This is a genomic window from Kineococcus arenarius subsp. arenarius, assembly GCF_050871845.1.
GTDB lineage: Bacteria > Actinomycetota > Actinomycetes > Actinomycetales > Kineococcaceae > Kineococcus.
Genome location: NZ_JBJLSE010000069.1, coordinates 1 through 21,882, shown reverse-complemented (window position 1 = coordinate 21,882; position 21,882 = coordinate 1). Strand labels below are relative to the sequence as shown.

General features: G+C 75.2%; 22 protein-coding genes. 16 read left to right on the top strand and 6 right to left on the bottom strand.

What is annotated here, in order from left to right; genetic code table 11:
* Positions 1-148 precede the first annotated feature (148 nt).
* The 8 genes from ACRYM0_RS15120 (at position 149) to ACRYM0_RS15085 (ending at position 4,928) form a co-directional block, all read left to right on the top strand.
* Positions 149-790 carry a class I SAM-dependent methyltransferase gene (locus ACRYM0_RS15120; RefSeq protein WP_432506448.1) on the top strand — a complete coding sequence of 214 codons (642 nt, stop codon included), beginning with the start codon at positions 149-151 and terminating at the stop codon, positions 788-790.
* Between the two features lie 87 nt (positions 791-877).
* Positions 878-2,428: a CYTH and CHAD domain-containing protein gene (locus ACRYM0_RS15115; protein ID WP_432506446.1), complete on the top strand. Its 1,551-nt coding sequence runs from the start codon at positions 878-880 to the stop codon at positions 2,426-2,428.
* A complete protein-coding gene (locus ACRYM0_RS15110) occupies positions 2,416-3,033 on the top strand; it encodes a GNAT family N-acetyltransferase (RefSeq protein WP_432506444.1) in 618 nt (205 codons plus the stop codon). Before ACRYM0_RS15115 ends, ACRYM0_RS15110 begins: the two co-directional genes overlap by 13 nt.
* Before the next feature lie 43 nt (positions 3,034-3,076).
* Positions 3,077-3,418 (top strand): DMT family transporter, encoded by a 342-nt coding sequence (locus ACRYM0_RS15105; RefSeq protein WP_432506442.1) that lies wholly within the window; start codon positions 3,077-3,079, stop codon positions 3,416-3,418.
* Positions 3,415-3,738, top strand: a complete 324-nt coding sequence (locus ACRYM0_RS15100; RefSeq protein WP_432506440.1) for a DMT family transporter — start codon at positions 3,415-3,417, stop codon at positions 3,736-3,738. Before ACRYM0_RS15105 ends, ACRYM0_RS15100 begins: the two co-directional genes overlap by 4 nt.
* Before the next feature lie 161 nt (positions 3,739-3,899).
* The gene (locus ACRYM0_RS15095) at positions 3,900-4,070 is read left to right on the top strand and encodes a hypothetical protein (RefSeq protein ID WP_432506438.1); all 171 of its coding nucleotides are present in this window, start codon (positions 3,900-3,902) and stop codon (positions 4,068-4,070) included.
* 283 nt (positions 4,071-4,353) lie between these two features.
* Positions 4,354-4,545 (top strand): DNA-binding protein, encoded by a 192-nt coding sequence (locus ACRYM0_RS15090; RefSeq protein WP_432484191.1) that lies wholly within the window; start codon positions 4,354-4,356, stop codon positions 4,543-4,545.
* Complete coding sequence (locus ACRYM0_RS15085) at positions 4,542-4,928, top strand: type II toxin-antitoxin system death-on-curing family toxin (RefSeq protein ID WP_432506436.1); 387 nt, start codon at positions 4,542-4,544, stop codon at positions 4,926-4,928. Before ACRYM0_RS15090 ends, ACRYM0_RS15085 begins: the two co-directional genes overlap by 4 nt.
* Before the next feature lie 382 nt (positions 4,929-5,310).
* On the opposite strand, the gene ACRYM0_RS15080 is transcribed toward ACRYM0_RS15085, so the two are convergent.
* The gene (locus tag ACRYM0_RS15080; RefSeq protein WP_432506434.1) at positions 5,311-5,892 is read right to left on the bottom strand and encodes a TetR/AcrR family transcriptional regulator; all 582 of its coding nucleotides are present in this window, start codon (positions 5,890-5,892) and stop codon (positions 5,311-5,313) included.
* Positions 5,893-5,947: 55 nt separating this feature from the next.
* On the opposite strand from ACRYM0_RS15080, the gene ACRYM0_RS15075 reads away from it, so the two are divergent.
* The 4 genes from ACRYM0_RS15075 (at position 5,948) to ACRYM0_RS15060 (ending at position 10,983) form a co-directional block, all read left to right on the top strand.
* Entirely contained in the window at positions 5,948-6,679 is a 732-nt protein-coding gene (locus ACRYM0_RS15075; protein WP_432506432.1) for a CPBP family intramembrane glutamic endopeptidase, read from the top strand.
* Between the two features lie 100 nt (positions 6,680-6,779).
* Positions 6,780-7,997 carry an ROK family transcriptional regulator gene (locus ACRYM0_RS15070; RefSeq protein ID WP_432506430.1) on the top strand — a complete coding sequence of 406 codons (1,218 nt, stop codon included), beginning with the start codon at positions 6,780-6,782 and terminating at the stop codon, positions 7,995-7,997.
* Positions 7,998-8,116: 119 nt separating this feature from the next.
* Complete coding sequence (locus tag ACRYM0_RS15065; RefSeq protein WP_432506428.1) at positions 8,117-9,460, top strand: MFS transporter; 1,344 nt, start codon at positions 8,117-8,119, stop codon at positions 9,458-9,460.
* A 17-nt stretch (positions 9,461-9,477) separates the two neighbouring features.
* Complete coding sequence (locus ACRYM0_RS15060; protein WP_432506427.1) at positions 9,478-10,983, top strand: carboxylesterase/lipase family protein; 1,506 nt, start codon at positions 9,478-9,480, stop codon at positions 10,981-10,983.
* A 194-nt stretch (positions 10,984-11,177) separates the two neighbouring features.
* Here ACRYM0_RS15060 and ACRYM0_RS15055 read toward each other — a convergent pair whose 3' ends face one another.
* From ACRYM0_RS15055 to trpS, 5 genes are read right to left on the bottom strand one after another with little or no spacing between them, the layout of a single operon-like run.
* Complete coding sequence (locus ACRYM0_RS15055; RefSeq protein ID WP_432506425.1) at positions 11,178-12,194, bottom strand: LacI family DNA-binding transcriptional regulator; 1,017 nt, start codon at positions 12,192-12,194, stop codon at positions 11,178-11,180.
* Between the two features lie 48 nt (positions 12,195-12,242).
* A complete protein-coding gene (locus ACRYM0_RS15050; RefSeq protein WP_432506423.1) occupies positions 12,243-12,479 on the bottom strand; it encodes an SCO4848 family membrane protein in 237 nt (78 codons plus the stop codon).
* Positions 12,480-12,526: 47 nt separating this feature from the next.
* Complete coding sequence (locus tag ACRYM0_RS15045; protein ID WP_432506419.1) at positions 12,527-13,657, bottom strand: YihY/virulence factor BrkB family protein; 1,131 nt, start codon at positions 13,655-13,657, stop codon at positions 12,527-12,529.
* A 16-nt stretch (positions 13,658-13,673) separates the two neighbouring features.
* Complete coding sequence (locus ACRYM0_RS15040; protein ID WP_432506453.1) at positions 13,674-14,222, bottom strand: 2'-5' RNA ligase family protein; 549 nt, start codon at positions 14,220-14,222, stop codon at positions 13,674-13,676.
* Between the two features lie 29 nt (positions 14,223-14,251).
* Positions 14,252-15,286: a tryptophan--tRNA ligase gene (trpS, locus tag ACRYM0_RS15035; RefSeq protein ID WP_432506417.1), complete on the bottom strand. Its 1,035-nt coding sequence runs from the start codon at positions 15,284-15,286 to the stop codon at positions 14,252-14,254.
* Between the two features lie 62 nt (positions 15,287-15,348).
* Between trpS and ACRYM0_RS15030 the strand changes: the two genes are divergently transcribed.
* From ACRYM0_RS15030 to ACRYM0_RS15015, 4 genes are all read left to right on the top strand, one after another.
* A complete protein-coding gene (locus ACRYM0_RS15030; protein WP_432506415.1) occupies positions 15,349-17,379 on the top strand; it encodes a beta-galactosidase in 2,031 nt (676 codons plus the stop codon).
* An 89-nt stretch (positions 17,380-17,468) separates the two neighbouring features.
* Complete coding sequence (locus ACRYM0_RS15025) at positions 17,469-18,683, top strand: pyridoxal phosphate-dependent aminotransferase (protein ID WP_432506451.1); 1,215 nt, start codon at positions 17,469-17,471, stop codon at positions 18,681-18,683.
* A gap of 271 nt (positions 18,684-18,954) precedes the next feature.
* The gene (locus ACRYM0_RS15020) at positions 18,955-20,553 is read left to right on the top strand and encodes an ABC-F family ATP-binding cassette domain-containing protein (protein ID WP_432506449.1); all 1,599 of its coding nucleotides are present in this window, start codon (positions 18,955-18,957) and stop codon (positions 20,551-20,553) included.
* A gap of 125 nt (positions 20,554-20,678) precedes the next feature.
* Positions 20,679-21,845, top strand: coding sequence for a metallophosphoesterase family protein (locus ACRYM0_RS15015; RefSeq protein WP_432506413.1), 1,167 nt, complete (start codon positions 20,679-20,681; stop codon positions 21,843-21,845).
* The last annotated feature ends 37 nt before the right edge of the window (positions 21,846-21,882 follow it).

Here is a 21,882-nt window from a genome sequence, read left to right as displayed (position 1 = left end):
CCGCCCCCCGCCCCCCCCCCCCCCCCACCCCTGGGTAAAACCTCTATTATCCAAGTACGGTCACCCCCGCAGGGAGGCTGTGGTGGCGGGGTTTGCCGGAGCGGCACGGGACCTCGACTCCGGCGGGGGCGCCGCGCACGGTGCCGCCGTGACCCTCTTCGACCCCGACGCCCCCGACGCCCGCGAGCTGTGGGAAGGCGTGTACACCGCCGGCGAGCGCTGGAGCGGGCGTCCCAACGCCCTCCTCGTGCGCGCCGTCGAGGACCTGCCCCCCGGCACCGCCCTGGACCTCGGCTGCGGCGAGGGCGGTGACCTCGTGTGGCTGGCCTCGCGGGGCTGGACCGCCACCGGCGCCGACGTCTCACCCACGGCCCTGGCCCGCGCCGCCCGCCACGCCGCCGACGCCGGCGTCGCCGAGCGGGTGCGGCTGGAGGAGCACGACCTCGGCGCCTCGCTGCCCGCCGGGCCGTTCGACCTCGTCGCCGCCTCGTTCCTGCACTCGATCGCGCACCTGGACCGCGAGGACGTCCTGCGCCGCGCCGCGGCCGCTGTCGCCCCCGGCGGCAGCCTGGTCGTCATCGGGCACGTCGGCGTCCCGCCCTGGGCCGACGCCTCGCACCACCACGTGCACCTGCCCGAGCCGCAGGAGGTCCGCGACGCCCTCGCGGGCGCCACCGCCGGCTGGGAGGTGCTGCGCGAGGAGGTCGTGCAGCGGGAGGTCACCGGCCCCGAGGGGCAGGTCGCCCACGTGGGCGACAGCGTCCTGCACCTGCGGCGCCCGGGGTCCTGACGGTGCGGTGAACGCCCCGCAGCGGGATCGTGCCGGTCCGGCCCGGGGCGAGAGCCGCACCGCCGCTTCGTGGTACTTCTCTTGACCATGCCGTCCCCCCGCCTGGCCCTCACCCGCACCTACCTCGCCCCGTCGGCCGACGAGGCGCCCGGTGGCGGTGAACTGCCCGGTGTCGCCGACGTCGGCGAGACGCGGGAGGTCAGCAGCGAGGAGACGCACTACGACACCGCCGACCTGGCGCTGGCCGCGTCGGGCGCCTCGGTGCGGCGGCAGACCGGCGGTTCCCCGCGCGGCTGGGTGCTGGAACTGCCCGGCCGGGGCCCGCGCACCCACGAGGTGCGCCACGCCCTGGGGCGGGCCGTGCGCACCGCTCCCGCTGCGCTGCAACGGCTCACCTGGGCGGCCGCGCGCGGCCGGACCCTGGGCCCGGTGCTGGCGCTGACCACCGACGCCAGCCAGCGCGACCTGCTCGACGCCGACGGCGCGCTCGTGGCCCGCCTGACCACCCGCCGGGTGCAGGCGCGCGCGCTGGTGCCGGAGGACTCCCTGGCGCAGACCTGGGCGGAGTGGCAGGCGGAGGTCGTCGACGGCCGCCGCGACCTGCTGGACGCCATCACCGCCGCGTGGGAGGAGCGCGGTGCGGAGGAGTCCGACCGCACCGCGCAGCTGCGCGCGGTCCTGGACGGCCCGGAGGAGCCGGAGGGCACCGAGGACGTGGCCGGCGGGGACTCCGCCGGCGCCCTCGTCCTGGGGCAGCTCGCCCACGACGTCAGCCGCCTGCTCGCCCAGGACCCGCTGGCGCGCATCGACGCCCCCGGCGCCGTGCGCGCGATGCGCAGCGCCACCCGCCGCCTCGCCGGCGTCGTGCGGTCCTTCGCCCCCCTGTTCGCCGACGAGCCCCGCGACGCGCTGCTCACCGAGCTGGAGTGGCTGGGGGACCTGCTGGGCCGCGCCCGTGACGCCGAGGTCCTCAGCGACCGCGTCCTGGCCGACCTCGACGAGGAGGCCACCGGCCACGTCGCCGGTTCCGGGACCGGCGACCCGGCCACCGTCGCCGAGCTGCTGCGGTCCCTCCTCGGCGAGCGGCAGGCCGCCGCCCAGGCCGAGGTGGCGGCCGCGCTGGACTCCGAGCGCTACCGGGCCCTGGTCGCCGCGCTGGAGGCGTTCGTGGCCGACCCGCCGCTGACCCGCGAGGCGTCGCGCTCGGCCCGCAAGGCGCTGCTGCCGCTGGTCGCCGACGCGCACCGCGCCGTGAAGAACGCCTACCGCGACGTCGACCCCGACGGCGACGACGCCGACGCGCCCGCCGGCGACCCCGACGCCGACCCGCTGGTGCGGTTGCGCCGGGCGGCCGAGGACGCGCGCGCCGCCGCCGCGGTGGTGGTGCCGCTGCGCGGGGACGACGTGGAGGACTACGCCGACGCGCTCAAGGAACTCGTCGACGTCCTCGTCGAGCACGACGAGACGATCGCCGCCCGCGTCGCGCTGGCCGGGCCGGTGCCCACCGCCGGCGAGGGCGCGTTCGTCCTGGGCCGTCTGCACGCCCTGGAGGAGGTGCGCTCGGCGGTGGCCCGCCACGACCTGGAGGCGGCGTGGGACGGCGCGAACCGGAAGAAGCTGCGCAAGTGGATGAGCTGACCGCGCGGTACGGCGAGCCGGTCCCGCTGAGCGGTTCCCGGGTCGCGCTGGAACCGCTGTCCGCGGAACCGGCCGCCGGGCACGTCGAGGGGTTGCGGCGCGTCGTCGCCGAGGGCGACCTGCACCGCACCTGGTACACGCGCATCCCCGCACCGGACGCCGTCGCCGCGGAGGTGGAGCAGCGCCTGGCCCGGCAGCGCGCCGGCCTGGTGGCGCCGTGGGCGTTGCGGCGCCTGGACACCGGCGAGGTCTGCGGGGCGACGACCTACCTGAACCTCGACCCCGCCAACCGGCGGCTGGAGATCGGGTCGACGTTCCTGGCGAGGTCCGCGCAGGGCACGGGGATCAACGCCGAGGCGAAGCTGCTGCTGCTCACCCGCGCGTTCGAGGTGCTGGGCTGCGCCGCCGTGGAGTTCCGCACCCACTGGCACAACCACCAGTCCCGCGCGGCCATCGCGCGCCTGGGCGCCAAGCAGGACGGCGTGCTGCGCAACCACGTCCTGTGGCACGACGGCAGCTACCGGGACACGGTCGTGTTCTCGATCACCGGTTCCGAGTGGCCGGCCGTGCGCAGCGGGCTGCGCGGTCGCCTGGGCAGCGGCTGACGCGGCGGGCCACCGGCGCGCCGTCCGACGCGGGAGGGGATCCGTGAACAGGTGGGTGCTGCTGGCGGGTGCCGTCCTCAGCGAGGTGTCCGCCTCGTTGTCCCTGAAGGCCGCGCTCGGGCACCCCGGCTGGTACGTCGTGGTCGTCGCCGGCTACGCCGGGGCCTTCACCCTCCTGAGCCGGGTGCTGCGCGCCGGGATGCCCCTCGGCGTGGCCTACGGCACCTGGTCGGCGGCGGGCGTGGCCCTGACCGCGACGCTGAGCTCCGTCGTGTTCGGCGAGTCGCTGGGCCCGCTGGCGCTCGCGGGCATCGTGCTCATCATCGCCGGCGTCCTCGCCGTCGAACTGGGGTCGCAGCGCGGGCGGGAGCAGGAGGAGCAGTGAGGGGGTACCTCTTCCTGGCCCTGGCCGTCGTCTGCGAGGTGGGCGCGACCCTGGCGCTGCGCGCCGCCACCCGCGGTCGCCGTCGTTGGTACGGCGTCGTCGTGACCGGGTACCTGGCCGCCTTCACCTGCTTGTCCCTGGCGCTGTCCAGCGGCATCGGCCTGGGCGTCGCCTACGGCGTCTGGGCCGCCGCGGGGGTCGCGTTGACCGCCGTGTTCAGCAGGGTCCTCTTCGGCGAGGCGCTCAACCGCACCACCGTCCTGGGGATCTGCCTGATCATCGCCGGGGTCCTGCTCGTCGAGCTCGGCGCGGGCGGCTGACCACTCCCGGCCGCGGGAGGTGGGGGGAGCAGAACCCGGGCGCTGGAGTTCGCCGTCTGGTCCGGCCGCACCGCGCTGCCGCTGTCGACCTGTCCCCGGACGTGCTCGCAGTGATGCGCAGCCGTCCCGGCGGGGACGGGGTCGAAGCCCACCACGGCGACGTGACGACCACCGACCTCGGCAGGCGCTTCCCGCTCGTCCACGTGGTGCTCAACAGCACCTTCAACCTGCTCACCCAGGACGAACAGGTGCGCTGCCACCAGAACGCCACCCGTCACCTCGACGACGGCGGCACCGACGGGATCGACCTGGTACCCGTCTCCGCCGCCTGACACGGCCTGCCGAGCTGGACCTGATGGCCCGCTCCGCGGAACTGCGCCTGTCGCAGCGCTGGGGCGGGTGGAAGCGGGAGCCGTTCAACGCCGACAGCGAGAGGCACGTGTCGCTGTGCACGCGGGCTCACTCGTAGCGTGTGAGGGCCGTGCCCGCCGAAGCCGACTCCACGCTCACGACGTCCTGCGTGCGCGATCACGGCCAGTCGGTGACTTCACGGACTTGCCGATGATCAAGCGCCTGGCCTACTCGGTACCACGGCGGTACCATCCACGGGTGGCCATGAACCTGCGACTGACCGACGAGGAGACCGAGGCCTTGCGCCGACGCGCCGAGCAGGAGGGCCGCTCCATGCAGGAGGTGGCTCGCACCGCCATCGGTGAGTACGTCTCCGACCGCCCTGCACGCCTGCGCGCGGCCATCGACCGGGTGCGCACCGAGGACGCCGAACTCCTGGCCCGCCTCGCCCGGTGACCGAGCCGCACCCCCCGATCGACCACCTGACCACCGAGGACCTGCTGGAGATCGCCGCCGGCGTCGTCGAGGACGTCCAGGTCCGCGATCTGGGACTGCTGGCTTCGGCCGCCGCGCGCCCCCGCACCACCGTCTTCGGCCGCGAGGCCTACCCCGGTCTGGCCGAGAAGGCCGCCGCGCTGATGCACTCCCTGGCCCGCAACCACCCGCTGGTCGACGGCAACAAGCGCCTGGCCTGGTCCGCCGCCCGCGTCTTCTGCCTACTCAACGGCACCGACCTGGTCATGGACGTCGACGACGCCGAGCAGATGGTCCTCGCCGTGGCCGCCGGCGACCTCGACGCCACGGAACTGGCGGAGGTGATCAACCGGCGCCTGCGGTGAAGACGCACGGACATGGCGCTGGCCAGGACGTCGCCGACCTTCCGGATCTGTCGATGTCGTCATGCCCCCCCTGGTGGTGATCCCGCACGGTTGAGCCCTCAACCGTGCAAGATCACCACGGGGTGCCGGACGGTCTCGCGGTAGACCATCACCGACACGCCCGAGCAGTGACGGCCCACCCCGGTGTGCTCGCTCCCGCCTGCAGCACCGCTGTCCGCCGCGGCTCCGAACGCCCGGTCATCCCGCTGGCCAGGACGTCCGCATCTGCTTGATACGTGGGTGATCGAAGGCCAGCCTCCGCTCTGAGCCTGACCGGCGCTGCAGGCTTCCGCCCGGGCCGCAGGCCGGGCCGGTGCGCGGGTGCTCGTGCGCGGGCCTCGAGTCAGGGGCGCAGCACGCGAGTGACGACGTCCTCCAGCTCGGACGCGAAGACCTGCGGGAGGCCGCCCTCCTCGACGGCGTGCCCCAGCACCGCCTCGGCCACGATGCTCAGCCACTGCGCTGCCCGCTCCGCGGCGATGTCGGTCCGCACCGTCCCCTGCCTCTGACCGGCAGCGAGCACGTCCACCAGCGCCCGGCGGACCACCGCCTTCTCGTCCTCGAGCACCGCCACGACCTCCGCGGCGTCGGGAACAGCGCTCAGAGCCTCAGCGAAACGGGCCAGGTCCTCGTCGGCGGCCTCGGCCAGGACGTGCTCGCGCCACTGCCCCAGGGCCGTGAGGGCGTCGTCGGCCGCTGTCGCGCGGATGCGCTCGAACACCTCGCGGGTGCGGTCCACGCCGCTCTGGAGGACCGCCACCAGGACGGCGACCTTGGTGGGGAAGTAGTGGAAGAACGTCCCCGACGAAACCTGTGCGGCCGCGCAGATCCGTGCCGTGGTGGCGCGCTCGTACCCGAACTGCGCGATGCACCGGTGAGCCGCCGCGACGATGTCGGCCCGGCGGTCACCACGTCGAACAGCCACCTGATCGCCCTCCTCCGCTCTAGAGCATCTGCTCTAGAGCGCGTACTCTACCGGCATGGCCGATGCGGAACCGACGGCGCCGAACTCACCCACCGCGACCGCGGTTCCCTCCGACGCCTGGTCCCTGAGCCGCCCTCGGCTGCTGGTGAGCCTGCTGCTGGGCGGTGCCGTGATCGCAGGCGTGTACAGCGGGCCACCCGCCGACGGGGTCGCCGGCATCGACCTGCGGTGGGGCCTGACCGGGCCGGTGGCCGGCGACCCGTGGAAGTGGCTCGGAGCGGGTCTGCTGGTGGTGGTGGTGCTGCGCGTGGAACGACTGGGCACCTCCTCGCTGCTGCTGCGGCGACCCAGCGGGCGCGACCTGGAGTGGGTGCTCTACGCCTTCGGGATCGTCATGGCGTGGTCGTGGCTGATCGGTGCCCTCGCACCGCAGCGGGACAACGAGGGCGTGGCCACCATCGCCGCCCTCGGGGTCGCCGGCGCCCTGGTGCTGATCGTGACGGCGGCGGTGACGGAGGAGGTCGTCTACCGCGGTTTCCTCGCCGAGCGGCTGGGCGCGCTCCTCGGTCGCCGGGCGGGTTCGCGCTGGCTCGGCGCAGCGGCCAGCCTCGCGATCTTCACCGGGCCGCACCTCGTCTTCTTCGGGCTCTCCTGGCTGCTGCACCAGCTCCCCGGGGCGTTGGCCGTCGCCACCGTCGCCGCCGTCCGGCGCAACCTCCCCGCGGCCATGGCGCTGCACCTGCTCATCAACCTGCCCATCCTGATCCCGGTGGCGGCAGCTTCCTGAGCGTCGGGTCGACGAGACGGCCCCGCCGGGTCCACGGAGGCTTCGCGAGTGGGCCGCGCTCGTGCGCGGAGGGCGCCTGGCGCGGGGGAGGATGCGCGGCGTGGACGACACCGCCCCCGCCCGGCTGGTCAGCAGCGACGTGCGCGAGCACAACCGGGCCCTCGTGCTGCACCACCTGGACCGCCACGGCCCGGCGGCGCGCTCGGAGATCGCCGCCGCGACGGGGCTGGTGCGCGGCGCGGTCACCTCGATCGCCGCGGAGCTGCTGGAGGAGGGGCTGGTGCGCCACGCGCAGGCGGCCGCCCAGCGCTCGGGGGCGGGCCGGCCGGTGCAGCCGCTGGAGCTGGACGGCTCGGGCCTGGCCGTCGTGGCCGTGCAGCTCCTCCTGGACGAGCACCGCTGGCTGGTCACGGACCTGGCCGGTCGGGTCCTGGCGCAGGGCTCCGAGCTGGCCCGCACCCCGATCGGGGAGCCGGAGGCGGTCGCGGACGCGCTGGCCCGCCGCGTCTCGCACCTGACCGGTGCGCTGCGCCGCAGGGGCGTGCGGCCGGTGCGGGTGCAGGTCGTCGCCCCCGGCCCCGTGCTGGCGGACGCGGGCACCGTCTACCGGGCCGTCGACCTGGGCTGGCGGCGGGAGGTGGACCTGCGCGGCCTCGTCGCGGCGCGGCTGCCCGCCCGCTCGCGCCTGCCGGTGACGGTGCTCAACGACGCCAACTGCGCCACGTGGGCGGAGTTCCGCGAGCTGCGGGCCGCGCCGGGGCTGGAGCGGGTCCGCGACGTCGTGTACGTCAAGGCGGACACCGGCATCGGCGGTGGCGCCGTGGTGGCGGGCCGGTTGCTGGTGGGGGCGCGGGGCACCGCGTTCGAGCCGGGGCACGTGGTGGTGCAGCCCGCCGGCCCGCCGTGCGAGTGCGGCCGGCGCGGCTGCCTGGTCACGGTGGCGGGACCGCGGGCGGTGCTGGTCGCGGCCGGTCTGGCGGCGGCGGCCGAGCGGGACGGTGAGCCGGCGGCCCTGGCGGAACTGGCGCGCCGGTACCGGGACGGCGCGGGGCCGGCGGTGGGTGCCGTGCGGGGGGCGCTGGGGTGGCTGCGGCAGGGCCTGGACGTGACGGTGGTGGCGCTGGACCCGGCGGTGGTGGTCCTGGACGGCTACCTGGCCCTGCTCCTGCCGGAGCTGACCGAGGGGGGCTTCCCTGCCCCGGCGGGCCCGGTGGACGTGGTGGTGCGGCGGGCCGCGCTCGGCGGGACGGCGGCGGTGCGCGGCGCGGTGGCGCTGGCGCGGGAGGAGGCGCTCGACGCGTCCAGCTCGTTGCACTGAGTTTCCTCAGGGTTTAGTTCAGGGGTTGAACTCAGGGGCCCTCCGGGTGTGTCATGGACCTCGCGACGACGTCGCCCCCTCCGGGCCGCGTCCTCCGCCGTGCTCGAGGAGGAGTTCAGGTGAGCAGTGACCTCTCGGCCCCGCAGGGGCCCGCACCCGATGCCGCCGGCGTGGTTCCCACGGTCCCCGGCGCCCCACCCGCCACGGTCCCGGTCGGCGACGCCGCCGGACCGCTGGCCGCGCTGGACCCCCGGCGACGACGGACCCTCATGGGTTCGCTGCTCGCCACGCACCTGTTCCTCTTCGCCACCTACGCCGGGGTCGTGGTCATCCTGCTGCCGCAGCAGGTCGCCGAACTGGACCCGGTGCGCAAGGCGGCGAACCTGGCGGTCGTCACCGCCACCTCGTCGGTGTTCACCCTGTTCGCCCAGCCGATCGTCGGGGCGTTCTCCGACCGCACGCGCTCGCGGTTCGGCCGCCGCAGCCCGTGGCTCGTGCTCGGCGGGATCGCCGGCGGGCTGCTGACGATCTGCGTGCAGTTCGCGCCGAGCCTGTTCTGGATCACGGCCGTGTGGGTGCTGGCGCAGGTGGCGCTCAACGCCCTGCAGGGACCCCTGTCCGCCGTCATCGCCGACCGGGTCGAGGACACCCACCGCGCCACCGCCTCGGCGTTCGTGGGCGTGGGCACCGCGGTCGGCGCCACCGCCGGTGTCGTCCTCGCCGGGCAGCTGCTGAACCGCCTGGGCCTGGGGTACACCCTGTTCGGCGTCCTCGTCGCCGTGTTCGCGGTCCTGTTCGCGGTGCTGAACCGCGACACCGCCTCGACCGGCCTGCGGCCCGCCCCCTTCGCCTGGGGGGCCTTCGCCAAGAGCTTCTGGATCAGCCCGCGCCGGCACCCCGACTACGCGTGGGCGTTCGCCGGGCGGTTCGCGATGATCCTCGGTTACCAGGCGGTGTCCGCTTACCAGTTCTACATCCTCACCGACTACATCGGTCTCGACGCCGGGCGGGCGGGAACGGTCGCCGGCCTGCTCTCCCTGTGCGCGATGGTGACCACGGTCGTGGGGACCCTCGTGTTCGGCCGGATCTCCGACCGGCTGAACCGCCGCAAGGTGTTCGTGTTCCTCGCCACGATCGTGATGGGCCTGGGCGTGGTGATCCCGCTGATCTCCCCGACCGTGGTGGGGATGGTGCTGTACTCGCTCGTGCTGGGCATCGGGTACGGCGCCTACATCGCCGTCGACCTCGCCCTGATGATCGACGTGCTGCCCTCCGGCGGCGACGCCGCCAAGGACCTCGGCGTCCTCAACGTCGCCACGAACGTCCCGCAGGCGCTCACCCCGCCCATCGCGGCGCTCCTGCTGCTCACCTTCGACGGGGACTACGCTGCGATCTTCGTGTGGTCGGCGCTGGCCGTCGTGGTCTCGTCGCTGTTCGTCCTGCCCATCAAGTCCGTCCGCTGAAGAACCAGGAGAACTCCGTGAGCACCGCACCCGAGGTCGCCACCCGTTCCGGCCGCGTGCGCGGCGTGCAGCGCCCCGGGTCGGCGGCGTTCCTCGGCATCCCCTTCGCCGAGGCGCCCGTCGGACCGCGGCGGTTCGCCGCCCCGGAACCGGCCGCCCCCTGGGAGGGCGTGCGCGACGCCACCGAGCACGGCCCCACCCCGCAGCGCCGGCCGTTCGGTGCCCTCACCACCATCCCGGAACCCTCGATCCCGGGGGAGAGCACCCTGAACGTCGACGTGTTCACCCCCGCCCCCGGGGACCGCGAGGCGCTGCTGCCGGTGTTCGTGTGGGTCCACGGCGGCGGTTACTTCGCCGGTTCCCCCGCCAGCCCCTGGTACGACGGCGCCTCGTTCAACCGCGACGGCGTGGTCACCGTCGTCGTCTCCTACCGGCTGGGTTTCGACGGGTTCGGCTGGATCGACGGTGCCCCCCTCAACCGCGGCCTGCTCGACCAGATCGCCGCGCTGCGGTGGGTGCGCGAGAACGTCCGCGAGTTCGGCGGCGACCCGGACCGTGTCACGATCGGCGGGCAGTCCGCCGGTGGTGGCAGCGTCCTGTCGCTGCTGGCCTCCCCGCCGGCCGCGGGCCTGTTCCACCGGGTGGTCTCCCACTCCGGCGCCACCGCCGACCTGCTGCCCGCCGCGGCCGAGGAGGTGGGCCGGAAGCTCGCCGCCCACCTCGGCACCACCCCGGACCTGGCCGGGTGGCGCTCGGTGCCGGAGGAAGCGGTGCTGGACGCCGAGCGATCCTTCAACGTCGTGCCCGGCCGGCCGCAGCTGCTGGGCGAGCGCATCGACGTCGACGCGGCGCTGCGCCTGGCCCGCACCGGCGCGTCGGTCGTCGCCTCGATGGCGTTCACCCCCGCCGTCGACGGCGTCGTGCTGCCCACCGACGTGGAGACGGCGCTGGCCGCGGGAGCCGGCGCGGACGTGGACCTGCTGATGGGCACCACCCGCAACGAGTTCGCCGTCCCCACCGCCACCGCCGTCGAGGACGTGGTGCGGCGGCTGGCCGCGGCAGGGGTCGACGCGGAGGGGATCGCCGCGTACCGCGCCGAGGTCGCCCGCGTCGGGGAGCGGTTCGCCGCCAGCCAGGCGCTGGTGAGCGCGGGGTTCCGCGCGACGCTGGTGCGGCTGGCCGCGGCCCGGGTCCGCGCCGGGGCCGGGGCGCGCACCTGGCTGTTCGACTTCGCCGAGCGCTCCGCCGTTGACGGCGTCGCCGCGCACTGCCACGACCTGCCGTACGCGTTCGACCTGCTGGGCGCCGAGGGCGTCGCGGCGGTCCTGGGGGAGCGCCCCGACCAGGCGCTGGCCGACCGGGTGCACGCCGACTGGGTGCGGTTCGTGCGCGACGGCTCGCTGCCCTGGGCGAGCGCGCGGGACTCGGTCGTCGCCGCCCAGCGCTACGGCGACGGCACCGCGTTCGACCCGGCCGCCTACCTGCTCGACGCCCAGGTCGCCGGGGTCCCCGCCACCGCCTGAGCCCCCCGGGGGGGGGGGGGGGGGGGGGGGGGGGGGCGCGCGGCCGGCGCTCCGCCGCCGGCCCCCCCCGCCCCCCCCCCCCCCCCCCCCCCCCCCCCCCCCCCCCCCCCCCGCCCCGCGCCCCCCCCCCCCCCCCCCCCCCCCCCCCCCCCCCCCCCCCCCGGGGTGAGGGGGGTGAGGGGTGGGGTGGGGGTTCAGGAGGTGGCGCGCTGCACCAGGGTGGTGGGCGCCACGACGGGGGCGGGGGTCCCCTCGCCGTCGATCACCGAGAGCAGCATGCGGGCCAGTTCCCGGCCCATCTCCACGACCGGCTGGCGCACGGTCGTCAGCGGCGGGGTGGCGGCGGCGGCCAGCGGGGCGTCGTCGAACCCGACGACCCGCACCCGCCCCGGCACCGCCAGACCCTCGGCGGCCAGGGCCTGCAGGACGCCGGCGGCCATCAGGTCGTTCGCGGCGAACACCCCGTCCAGGTCCGGGACCCGCGCGAGCAGCGCCTCGGCGGCCGCGCGCCCGCCGGCGACCGTGAAGTCACCGCTCTCGGCCAGCTGCGCGCCGAAGCGGTGCCGCTGCGCGCGCAGCTCCTCGCGGAAACCCGCCAGGCGGTCGCGCCCCACCCGCATGTCCATCGGGCCGGTGACGGTGACGACGCGGCGGCAACCGCGCTCGATCAGGTGCCGGGTGGCGGTGCGGGCACCGCCGACGTTGTCGGCGGACACGTACGGCACCGTGGATGCCGGGTCCATCGGCTGGCCGGACATCACCACGGGGATCCCGGCGTCGACCAGGTGCTGCGGCAGCGGGTCGCGCCCGTGCACCGAGACGAGGACCGCCCCGTCCACGTGACCGCCCCGGGCGTATCGCTCGAAGCGCTCGCGCTCGCGCGCGGTGGACAGCACCACCAGGACCAGCTGCACCTCGCGCTCGGCGAGGACCGCCTGCGCACCGCTGAGGACCAGGGGGAAGTAGGAGTCGGAGAAGAACCGCTCCACCGGCTCGACCACCACCAGCGCCACGGACCCGCTGCGCCGGGTCACCAGCGAGCGGGCCGCCTGGTTCGGCACGTACGACAGCTCCGAGGCGGCGCGCAGCACGGCCTCGCGGGCCGCGGGGCTGACCCGCTCGGAGCCCGACAGCACCCGCCCGGCCGTGGCGCGGGAGACGCCGGCGAGGGCGGCGACGGACTCCAGGGTCGGTGCGCTCGCGCTCGGCACGGCTCCTCCAGCTCTCGGGGCCCCGGCGGGCCGGCGGGTCGGGTCAGGTCAGGTGCGGGGGCGGCGGCGCGCCCCGCGCAGGCCGCGGACCCCGATGGCCGCGATGACGGTGCCGAGCACGAGGCTGACGACGACCAGCACCAGGTGCACCAGGAAGAAGGCCTGCGGGCCGTCCTCGAACGAGCGGGGGTCCTTCCAGATGTTGCGCAGGAAGTTGGGCCAGATGAACCAGCTCCACACCCCGAACGCGACGAGGAACCAGCTGGTGCGCGCCGAGAGGACCACGTCGCCATCCTCGCAGAGACGGGCGGCGCGCCGGCCGCCGGCGGGGCTCAGCGGTGCAGGAGCCCCCGCACGGCGCGGCGCGCGGCGACGAGCGCACCGGCGCCGAGGGCGCCGGCCGCCACGCCCGAGGCCACCGCCGCGCGGGAGCGGCCCGCGCGGGCCTCGTCGCCCTCGCCCTGCGCGCCCTCCTCCTCGGCCGGGTGGTCGGCCGGCAGCGGGCCCAGGGGGACCTGGTAGTCCGCGATGACGCGCTCGAGGAGGGTGCCGGCGTCCTCGGCGCGCGTGGCGGCCCACGCGGCGGCCAGCAGGATGAGCCTGCCGATGAGGTTCATCAGCACCAGGATCACCACGATGCTCGCGGCGGCGCCGAGGAACTCGTTGCCCTGCGCGCTGCGGCGGGCGATGCCGATGCCGAACTGCTTCAGCAGCCCGATGCCGACCCCGCCCAGCAGGGCCCCGGACAGCAGCTGGCGCAGCGGCACGTCCGCGCCGGGCAGCACCCGGAAGACGGCCAGGAAGGTCGCGGTGTCGATGCAGAAGGCCACGACGAAGCCGGCGGCCGTGAGCAGCGTCTGACCGGCCGCGGTGCTGTCCACGCCGAAGATCCCCAGCAGCCACTCCCCCGCCCCCCGGGTGAGGACCACCGAGGTGACGCTGAGGGCCACCCCGAGGCCGATGACGACGAGGACGACGAGGTCGCGCGCCTTCAGCAGGACGGGGTTGCCGGCGCGCGCGTCCTCCCCGAAGACCGCGCGGATGCCGCGGCGCATGGCGTCCACCCAGCCCAGGCCGGTGAAGAGCAGCGTGCCGAGCGAGGCGAGCAGGCCGACGGTGAGGGTGGTGTCGTCGAGGTACTCGTCGATGTAGATGCCGGTTCCGCCGCCGGCGGGCGCGTACCCGGGGTGGACGAGGCCGGGCAGGTAGTCGTCGACGCCCTCGACGAGGTTCTGCACGACGTAGTCGCGCACCTCCGGGTACCCCTGCATGGTGAAGCCCAGCAGCGTCAGCGCCACCGCCAGGGCGGGGAAGACGGAGAAGAACGCGAAGTACGCGATGCCCCCGGCCAGCACGTTGCCGCGCGCGTCGCCGTAGCGCTGGTAGGCGCGCCCCGGGTGCGTGGCCTTCGCCCGGGCGACGAGGCGGCCGACGCGGCCGGTGACCTGCTGCACGACACCCACGCGCGCTGGTGCTCCTCTACGGTGCGGTGAAGCCGAAGTCCTCCCGTGGCCGCCAGACGCCGTCGGCGCCGTGCTCGTAGAGGCTGAACCCCTTCACGGTGAAGGTGGCCTCCCAGTCCCGCAACACGAGCTCGGCGCGGTCCAGGGACCGCTCGGGCACGTCGTGGGCGACGGTGACGTGCGGGTGGTACGGGAAGGACAGCTCCCGGCTCAGCGGCCCGCGCCGCACCTGGGCCTGCAGCAGCTCGCACTCGGAGATGCCCCGGGTGACCTGCACGAACACCACGGGAGAGACGGGCCGGAAGGTCGCGGTGCCGCGCAGGTGCACCTCGAAGGGCGCGTGCAGCGCCGCGGTGCGCCCCAGGTGCCGGCGCACCGCGACCAGGGCGTCGGCCCGCAGCTCGCTGGGCGGGAGCAGGGTGATGTGCGGCGGCACGGCGTGGGCGAGGGGGTCGCCGAAGTCGGCGCGCCACGCCGTCAGCTGCTCGGCGTAGGGGTCCGGGACGGGGATGGACACACCGATGGTGCGCGTGCCGGCGCGCTCGGCGGCACCGGGCCCGTCCAGCGCCGCCCGGGCCCGGCCGCCCGGGACGCTCACCGCCGACGGCCCACGAGCCCCACCCGGTCGTAGACGCGGGCGAGGGTCTCCTCGGCGATCGCGTTGGCCCGCTCGGCGCCGCGGGCGAGCAGCTCGTCCAGCGCACCGGGGTCGGCCGCGAGCTGCCGCGCGCGCTCGCGCACGGGGGTCAGGGCGTCGGCGACGACCTCGGCGACCTCCTTCTTCAGGTCGCCGTAGCCGCGGCCGGCGAAGTCGGCCTCCAGCTGGGCGATGCTGCGACCGGACAGCGCCGAGTGGATGGACAGCAGGTTGGAGACACCGGCCTTCTCGGCGGGGTCGTAGCGCACCTCGCGGCCGGTGTCGGTGACAGCCGAGCGGATCTTCTTGGCCGTGACCCCGGCCTCGTCCATGACGTCCACGATGCCGTTCGGCGAGGACGAGGACTTGCTCATCTTCGACCCCGGCTGCTGCAGGTCGTAGATCTTGGCTGTCTCCTTGAGGATGTACGGCTCGGGCACGGTGAAGGTGGCGCCGTAGCGGCTGTTGAAGCGCTGGGCGAGGTCGCGGGTCAGCTCCAGGTGCTGGCGCTGGTCCTCGCCGACGGGGACCTCGGCGGCCTGGTAGAGCAGGATGTCGGCGGCCATGAGCACCGGGTAGGTGAACAGCCCCACGGTGGTGCCCTCGGCGCCCTGCTTGGCCGACTTGTCCTTGAACTGGGTCATGCGGCCGGCCTCGCCGAAGCCGGTGAGGCAGCTCAGCACCCACGCCAGCTCGGCGTGGGCGGGCACGTGGCTCTGCACGAACAGCGCCGAGCGCTCGGGGTCCACGCCCGCGGCGACGTACTGCGCGGCGGTGATCCGGGTGCGCTCGCGCAGCGCCGCGGGGTCCGGGCCGACGGTCAGGGCGTGCAGGTCCACGACGCAGTAGAGGGCCTCGTGGGTCTCCTGCAGGGCCACCCACTGCTTGAGCGCGCCGAGGTAGTTGCCCAGGTGCAGCGAGCCGGAGGTCGGCTGCATCCCCGACAGCAGGCGCGGGCGCGCCCCCGGCCCCTGCGCTGGTGACTGCTCCATGCCTCCATCCTGCCAGCCGCGCAGCGGTTGACCGGCCGCGGGGCGACGGCCAGGCTGCGCGGGTGCGCGAGTGGATCACGGGACCCGGCCTGGCCTTCGGAGCCGACTACAACCCCGAGCAGTGGCCGGAGGAGGTGCGCGCCGAGGACGTGCGCCTGATGCGCGAGGCCGGCGTGACGCTGGTGTCGGTCGGCATCTTCGCCTGGGGCCTGCTGGAGCCCGAGCCGGACCGCTTCGAGCTGGGCTGGTTGGAGCGCGTGCTGGACGACCTGCACGCCGGCGGGGTGGGCGTGGACCTGGCCACGGCGACCGCCTCGCCGCCGGCGTGGCTGTCGCAGCGCCACCCCGAGGTGCTGCCGGTGGACCACGAGGGCCGCCGGGTCGTCTTCGGCTCCCGGCAGAGCTGGTGCCCCTCCTCCCCCGTGTACCGCGAGCGCTCGCTGCGGCTGGTGGAGGAGCTGGCGGGCCGCTTCGGCGGCCACCCGGCGCTGCGGCTGTGGCACGTGAGCAACGAGCTGGGCTGCCACAACGCGCGCTGCTACTGCGACGTCAGCGCCGCGGCCTTCCGCCGCTGGCTGACGGGGCGGTACGGCGACGTGGCGGCGCTGAACGAGGCGTGGGCGACGGCCTTCTGGAGCCAGCACTACACCTCCTTCGAGCAGGTGCAGGTGCCGGCGCGCTCCAGCTCCTTCCCCAACCCGGCGCAGGCGCTGGACTTCGCCCGCTTCAGCTCCGACGAGCTGCTGGGCCAGCACCTGGCCGAGAAGGAGGTGCTGCGCCGGCTGACCCCGGACGTGCCGGTGACGACGAACTTCATGGTCTCGGCCGGGCTGGGCGGCATGGACTACGGCCGCTGGGCGCTGGAGCAGGACGTCGTCTCCAACGACCACTACCTCCTGCACACCGGGCCCACCGCGGTGGCCGACCCGCGCGCGGAGCTGGCGTTCTCCGCGGACCTGACCCGCGGGGCGGCGCGCGGGCCGTGGCTGCTCATGGAGCACTCCACGAGCGCGGTGAACTGGCAGCCGGTCAACCCGGCCAAGGCGCCCGGGGAGATGCTGCTGGACTCGCTGGCGCACGTGGCGCGCGGCGCCGACGGGGTGTGCTTCTTCCAGTGGCGCGCCTCCGCGGGCGGTGCCGAGCAGTGGCACTCGGCGATGGTGCCGCACGCCGGGGAGGACTCCGAGCGCTTCCGCGAGGTCGTCGAGCTGGGCGCGCTGCTGGGGCGGCTGGGGGACGTGCGCGGCGCGGCCGTGGAGGCCGACGTGGCGGTCCTGGTGGACTGGGTCAGCGCCTGGGCGATGGAGGCACCGACCCTGCCGTCGGAGCGGGTGAGCCCGGTGGACGTGGCCCGCACCGCGCACCGGCTGCTGCGCGCCGCGCAGGTCGGGGTCGACGTGGTGCCGGTGGGTGCGCACCCGGGCGACCTCGCGCAGGCGCTGTCGCGGTACCGGGTCGTGGTGGTGCCCACCCTGTACCTGTGCGACGACGCGACGGCCGCGGCGGTGCGGGCGGCGGCCGAGGGCGGCGCGCAGGTCCTGGTGACGTACTTCTCCGGCGTCGTCGACGAGCACGTGCGGGTGCGCCTGGGCGGGTACCCGGGGGCGTTCCGCGACCTGCTGGGCGTGCGCGTGGAGGAGTTCCACCCGCTGCTGGAGGGCGTGGCCACGGAACTGGACGACGGCTCGGTGGGCGACGTGTGGTCGGAGCTGACCACCGTCGCCGAGGACGTCGAGGTGCTGGCCCGCTACGCCGACGGCGCGGTGGCGGGCTGCGCGGCGCTCACCCGGCGCGAGCTGCCGGGCGGGGGCGCGGCGTGGTACCTGGGCACGCTGCCCGACGACGAGGCGTTCGCCGCCCTGCTGCGCGAGGTGTGCACGGCCGGCGGTGTGGAACCGGTGGCCGTGGCGTCGGGGCCGGTGGACGTGCAGCGGCGCCGCCGGGCCGACGGGACCTCCTTCCTGTTCGCGCTGAACCACGGCGACGAACCCGGCACCGTGCGCGTCAGCGGGCTCGACGAGGTCTCCGGCGAGGAGGTGGACGGCCTGCTGGACCTGGACCCGGGGCGCAGCGCCGTCGTCCGCGAGCGCTGACGGGCACCGGACCGGCACGCCTCCCCCGCGCGGCCCCCACGGCGATCCGCTGCGGGGGCCGCGGGTCGCGGTGGCAGGATGGCGGCGTGGTGAACCTGGGTCAGTCTCGCAAGCTCGCCGACGTCCTCTACGACGTGCGCGGTCCCGCCCTGACGCGAGCGACGGAGCTGGAGCAGGCCGGGCACCGGGTGCTGAAGCTGAACATCGGCAACCCCGCCCCGTTCGGGTTCGAGGCGCCGCCGGAACTGCTCGAGGACATCGTCGCGAACCTGCCGGTGGCGCAGGGCTACAGCGACAGCAAGGGGTTGCTGTCGGCGCGCCGGGCGGTGGTGCAGCACGCCGAGTCCAAGGGGATCACCGGGGTGGACGTCGACGGCGTCTACATGGGCAACGGCGTCAGCGAGCTCATCGTCATGGCGATGCAGGCGCTGCTGGACGAGGGCGACGAGGTCCTCGTGCCCGCCCCGGACTACCCGCTGTGGACGGCGGCGGTCAGCCTGGCGGGCGGGCGGGCGGTGCACTACCTCTGCGACGAGTCCGCCGACTGGGCCCCGGACGTGGAGCACTTGCGCTCGATGGTCACCCCGCGCACCAAGGCGCTGGTGGTCATCAACCCGAACAACCCCACCGGCGCGGTGTACGGCCCGGAGGTGCTGAACGAGGTGCTCGGCGTCGCGCGCGAGCACGGCCTGCTCGTCCTGTCCGACGAGATCTACGAGAAGATCCTCTACGACGGCGCCACCCACGTCTCGACGGCGGCGCTGGCCCCGGACCTCATGTGCCTGACGTTCAACGGGCTGTCCAAGGCGTACCGGGTGGCGGGTTTCCGCTCCGGCTGGATGGTCGTCTCCGGCCCCACCGGCCACGCCCGCGGGTACGTCGAGGGCCTGGACCTGCTGGCGAACATGCGCCTGTGCGCGAACGTGCCCGCGCAGCACGCGGTGCAGGCGGCGCTGGGCGGGCACCAGTCGATCAACGACCTCGTGCTGCCCGGTGGGCGGCTGGCCGAACAGGCCCGGCGCACCTGGGAACTGCTCAACGAGATCCCCGGCGTCAGCTGCGTGCGCCCGCGTGGGGCGCTGTACTGCTTCCCGCGCCTGGACCCGGAGGTGCACCGCGTCGAGGACGACTACCAGCTGATCTGCGACCTGCTCGAGCAGCAGCACGTCCTGGTGGTGCAGGGCACTGGGTTCAACTGGCCCAAGCCCGACCACTTCCGGATCGTCACGCTGCCGCGGGTGGAGGACCTGGAGATGGCGGTGGGGCGCATCGCGGAGTTCCTGGGGAACCGCGCCCGCGCCTGATCCGGGAGGGCGGAAAACTCCTTGCGGCCCGCCACCGGGCGGGTGCACCGTCGTGGTGTCCTGCCGTCGAGCCGAGGAGGCCCCGGGTGCTCGCCTGACGTGCTCCGCACCGAGGGACCCGCGCACGTGCGCGCGGTCCACCGCACGCACGTCACGAGGAGGACCCGTGCCCGCCCACCCCCCTGCCCCCGCTCCGACGGAACCGTCCCCGCGCACCGGACCGTCCCCGCGCACGACGACGGGCGCCACCACGTCCCTCGCGCTGCGCGCGGTGACGAGGACCTACGACCACCGCGTCGTCCTCGACCGGCTCACGGCCTCGATCACCCCCGGGGTGGTCACCGGCGTCATCGGGGAGAACGGCTGCGGCAAGTCGACCCTGCTGCGGCTGCTCGCCGACGTCGAGGAACCCGACTGCGGCCGCGTCGTCGCCGTCGCCACCGCGGGCCTGGCGCACCTGCCGCAGGAACCCACCGCCCCGGCGTGGTGGACGGTGCAGCGCGTGGTCGACGAGGCGCTGGCCGACGTGCGCCGGCTGGAGCGCCGCCTGCGCGAACTGGAGGGGTCGATGACCGGGGCCGCGGAGGCGGACCTCGAGGCGCTGCTCGCCGAGTACGGCGAGGTGAGCACGGCGTTCGAGCTGCGCGACGGGTTCTCCGCCGACGCCCGCGTCGAACGCGCCCTCGCCGGCCTCGGCCTGGCCGGGCTGGACCGCTCGCGCCCCCTGGGGCGGCTGTCCGGCGGGCAGCGCTCGCGGCTGCACCTGGCGGCGCTGCTGGCGGCCGACGCGGAGGTCCTGCTGCTGGACGAGCCGACCAACCACCTCGACGACACCGCCGCCGGCTGGCTGGAGCAGCACCTGCGCTCGCGCCGGGGCACCACCGTGGTCGTCTCCCACGACCGGGAGTTCCTCGACCGCACAGCCGCCGAACTGCTCGAGGTCGACGCCGGCCGCGCGGCGCGGTACCCCGGCGGCTACGACGCCTACCTGGCCACCAAGGCCGCCGAGCGCGTCCGTGCCGAGCAGGAGCGCGCCGCGTGGGAGGAGGAGGTCCGGCGCCTGCGCACCACCGGGGACGCGGTCGCCCGCCGGGTGGCCCCGAACCGCCCGCCGCGCGACGGCGCCAAGATGCAGTACGACTTCAAGGGCGGGCGGGTGCAGGAGTCGCTGGCGGCCCGGGTGCGGGCCAACGCCGAGCGGCTGCGGCGCCTGGAAGCCGCGGAGGCCCCGCGGCCACCGGACCCGCTGCGCTTCACCGTGCCGCAGGGCCTGCACGCGCGCGCCGGTGCGCACCTGGTGGCCGAGGGGGTGTCGATCGCGGGCAGGCTGGCGCCCACCGACGTCCGGGTCGAGCGGGACACCCGGCTGCTCGTCACGGGCGTCAACGGCAGCGGGAAGTCGACGTTGCTCGACGTGCTCGCCGGCGCCCTGGAGCCGGACACCGGCGTCGTGCGGCGCCGCGCCCGCGCGGGCCTGCTGCGGCAGGACCCGCCGGCGCCGGTGCCCGGCCAGGACGTGCTGCGCGCCTTCGCCGCCGGCCGTCGCGGCAGCGCGGAGGAGCACGTGCACCGGTTGCTGTCGCTGGGGTTGTTCGACCGCGAGCAGCTGGGCGTGGAGGTGGCCCGGCTGTCCACCGGGGGCCGCCGGCGCCTGGACCTGGCGCGCCTGCTGGCCGACCCGCACGACGTCCTGCTGCTGGACGAGCCGACCAACCACCTGGCCCCGCAGCTCGTCGAGGAGCTCGAGGAGGCGATCGCCGCCTTCGACGGCGCGGTCGTCGTCGTCAGCCACGACCGGCGCTTCCGGGCGGGCTGGCGCGGTGACGTCCTGCACCTCGGACCGGTGCAGGACGGGCCCGCGCCCGGGTGAGCGGCGAGGGGGTGAGCGGCCGTGCTGGTCACCCCCCGGCCGCCTCCCGGTGGGGTCGGCTCCACCCGCGGGAAACCCGGCCCCGGCACGCTGTGGGAAACCCCTGCCGAACCTCGGAGGACCCTGTGCCCGAGAACACCTCGAACACCCTCGGCCGCCGCCGCCTGCTCGGCCTGGGCGCCGCCACCGCCGCCGGTGGCGCCCTGGCCGCCCAGGTCGCCACCGCCGCCCCGGCCAGCGCCTCCCGCGGGCGCGGCCTGTCGTTCTCCGACGACGGGACGTTCCGCGTCGTGCAGTTCAACGACACCCAGGACAACCACCGCACCGACGTGCGGACCATCCAGCTCATCGAGCGCACCCTCGATGCGGAGCGACCCGGGTTCGTCGTCGTCAACGGCGACGTCGTCAACGGCGACATGACCACCGCGGAGCAGGTCCGACAGGCGTACAACCACGTCGTCCTGCCCATGGAGGAGCGCCGGATCCCGTGGGCGGTGACCTTCGGCAACCACGACGAGGACTCCGTGGCCGCCACCGGGATGACCGAGGCGAGGATCCGGGAGTTCCTGTCCGGGTACCGGTACAACGCGGGTGGCACCGCCAGCGGTGTCAGCGGCGACTCCAACCAGGTGCTCACCGTCCACACCCGCGGCGGCCGCGGTCCCGGTTTCGCCCTGTGGCTGCTGGACTCCGGGCGCTACTCCCCCGAGACCATCGCGGGGCAGGAGGTCGAGGAGTACACCTACGAGACCATCCACTCCGACCAGGTCGCCTGGTACCGCGAGCAGTCCGTGGCCCTGGAGCGCCGGGCGGGTGCACCGGTGCCCGGCTTGATGTTCTTCCACATCCCGCTGTGGGAGCACCGGTTCATGTGGTTCGGCTCCCCGACCGAGTGGACGGAGGAGTCACACGCCGCGGCCGTCGTCAAGCACGGCATCGTGGGTGAGCGCAACGAGCGGGAGTACACCGCGCAGTTCAACCCCGGCCTCTTCCACACCGCCCTGGAGCGCGGCGACGTCAAGGGCATCTTCTGCGGCCACGACCACATCAACACCTACGTCGGGAACTACTTCGGCATCCAGCTCGGGTACGGCCCCGGCACCGGGTTCGGCACCTACGGCCTCGGCGGGGACGATGAGCACCGGCTGCGCGGCGCCCGGGTGTTCGACCTGGACCTGGACCACCCGGGCGTGCTGAAGAGCACCCGCCCGGTGTTCGCCGCCGACCTCGGCATCGACCTGTCCCCCGAGCCGCAGCCCCTCGCGAACCCGAAGCCCCTCGGCCACCACTGAAGTGCGCGACGGCCCCTCCGCCCGCGGGCGGAGGGGC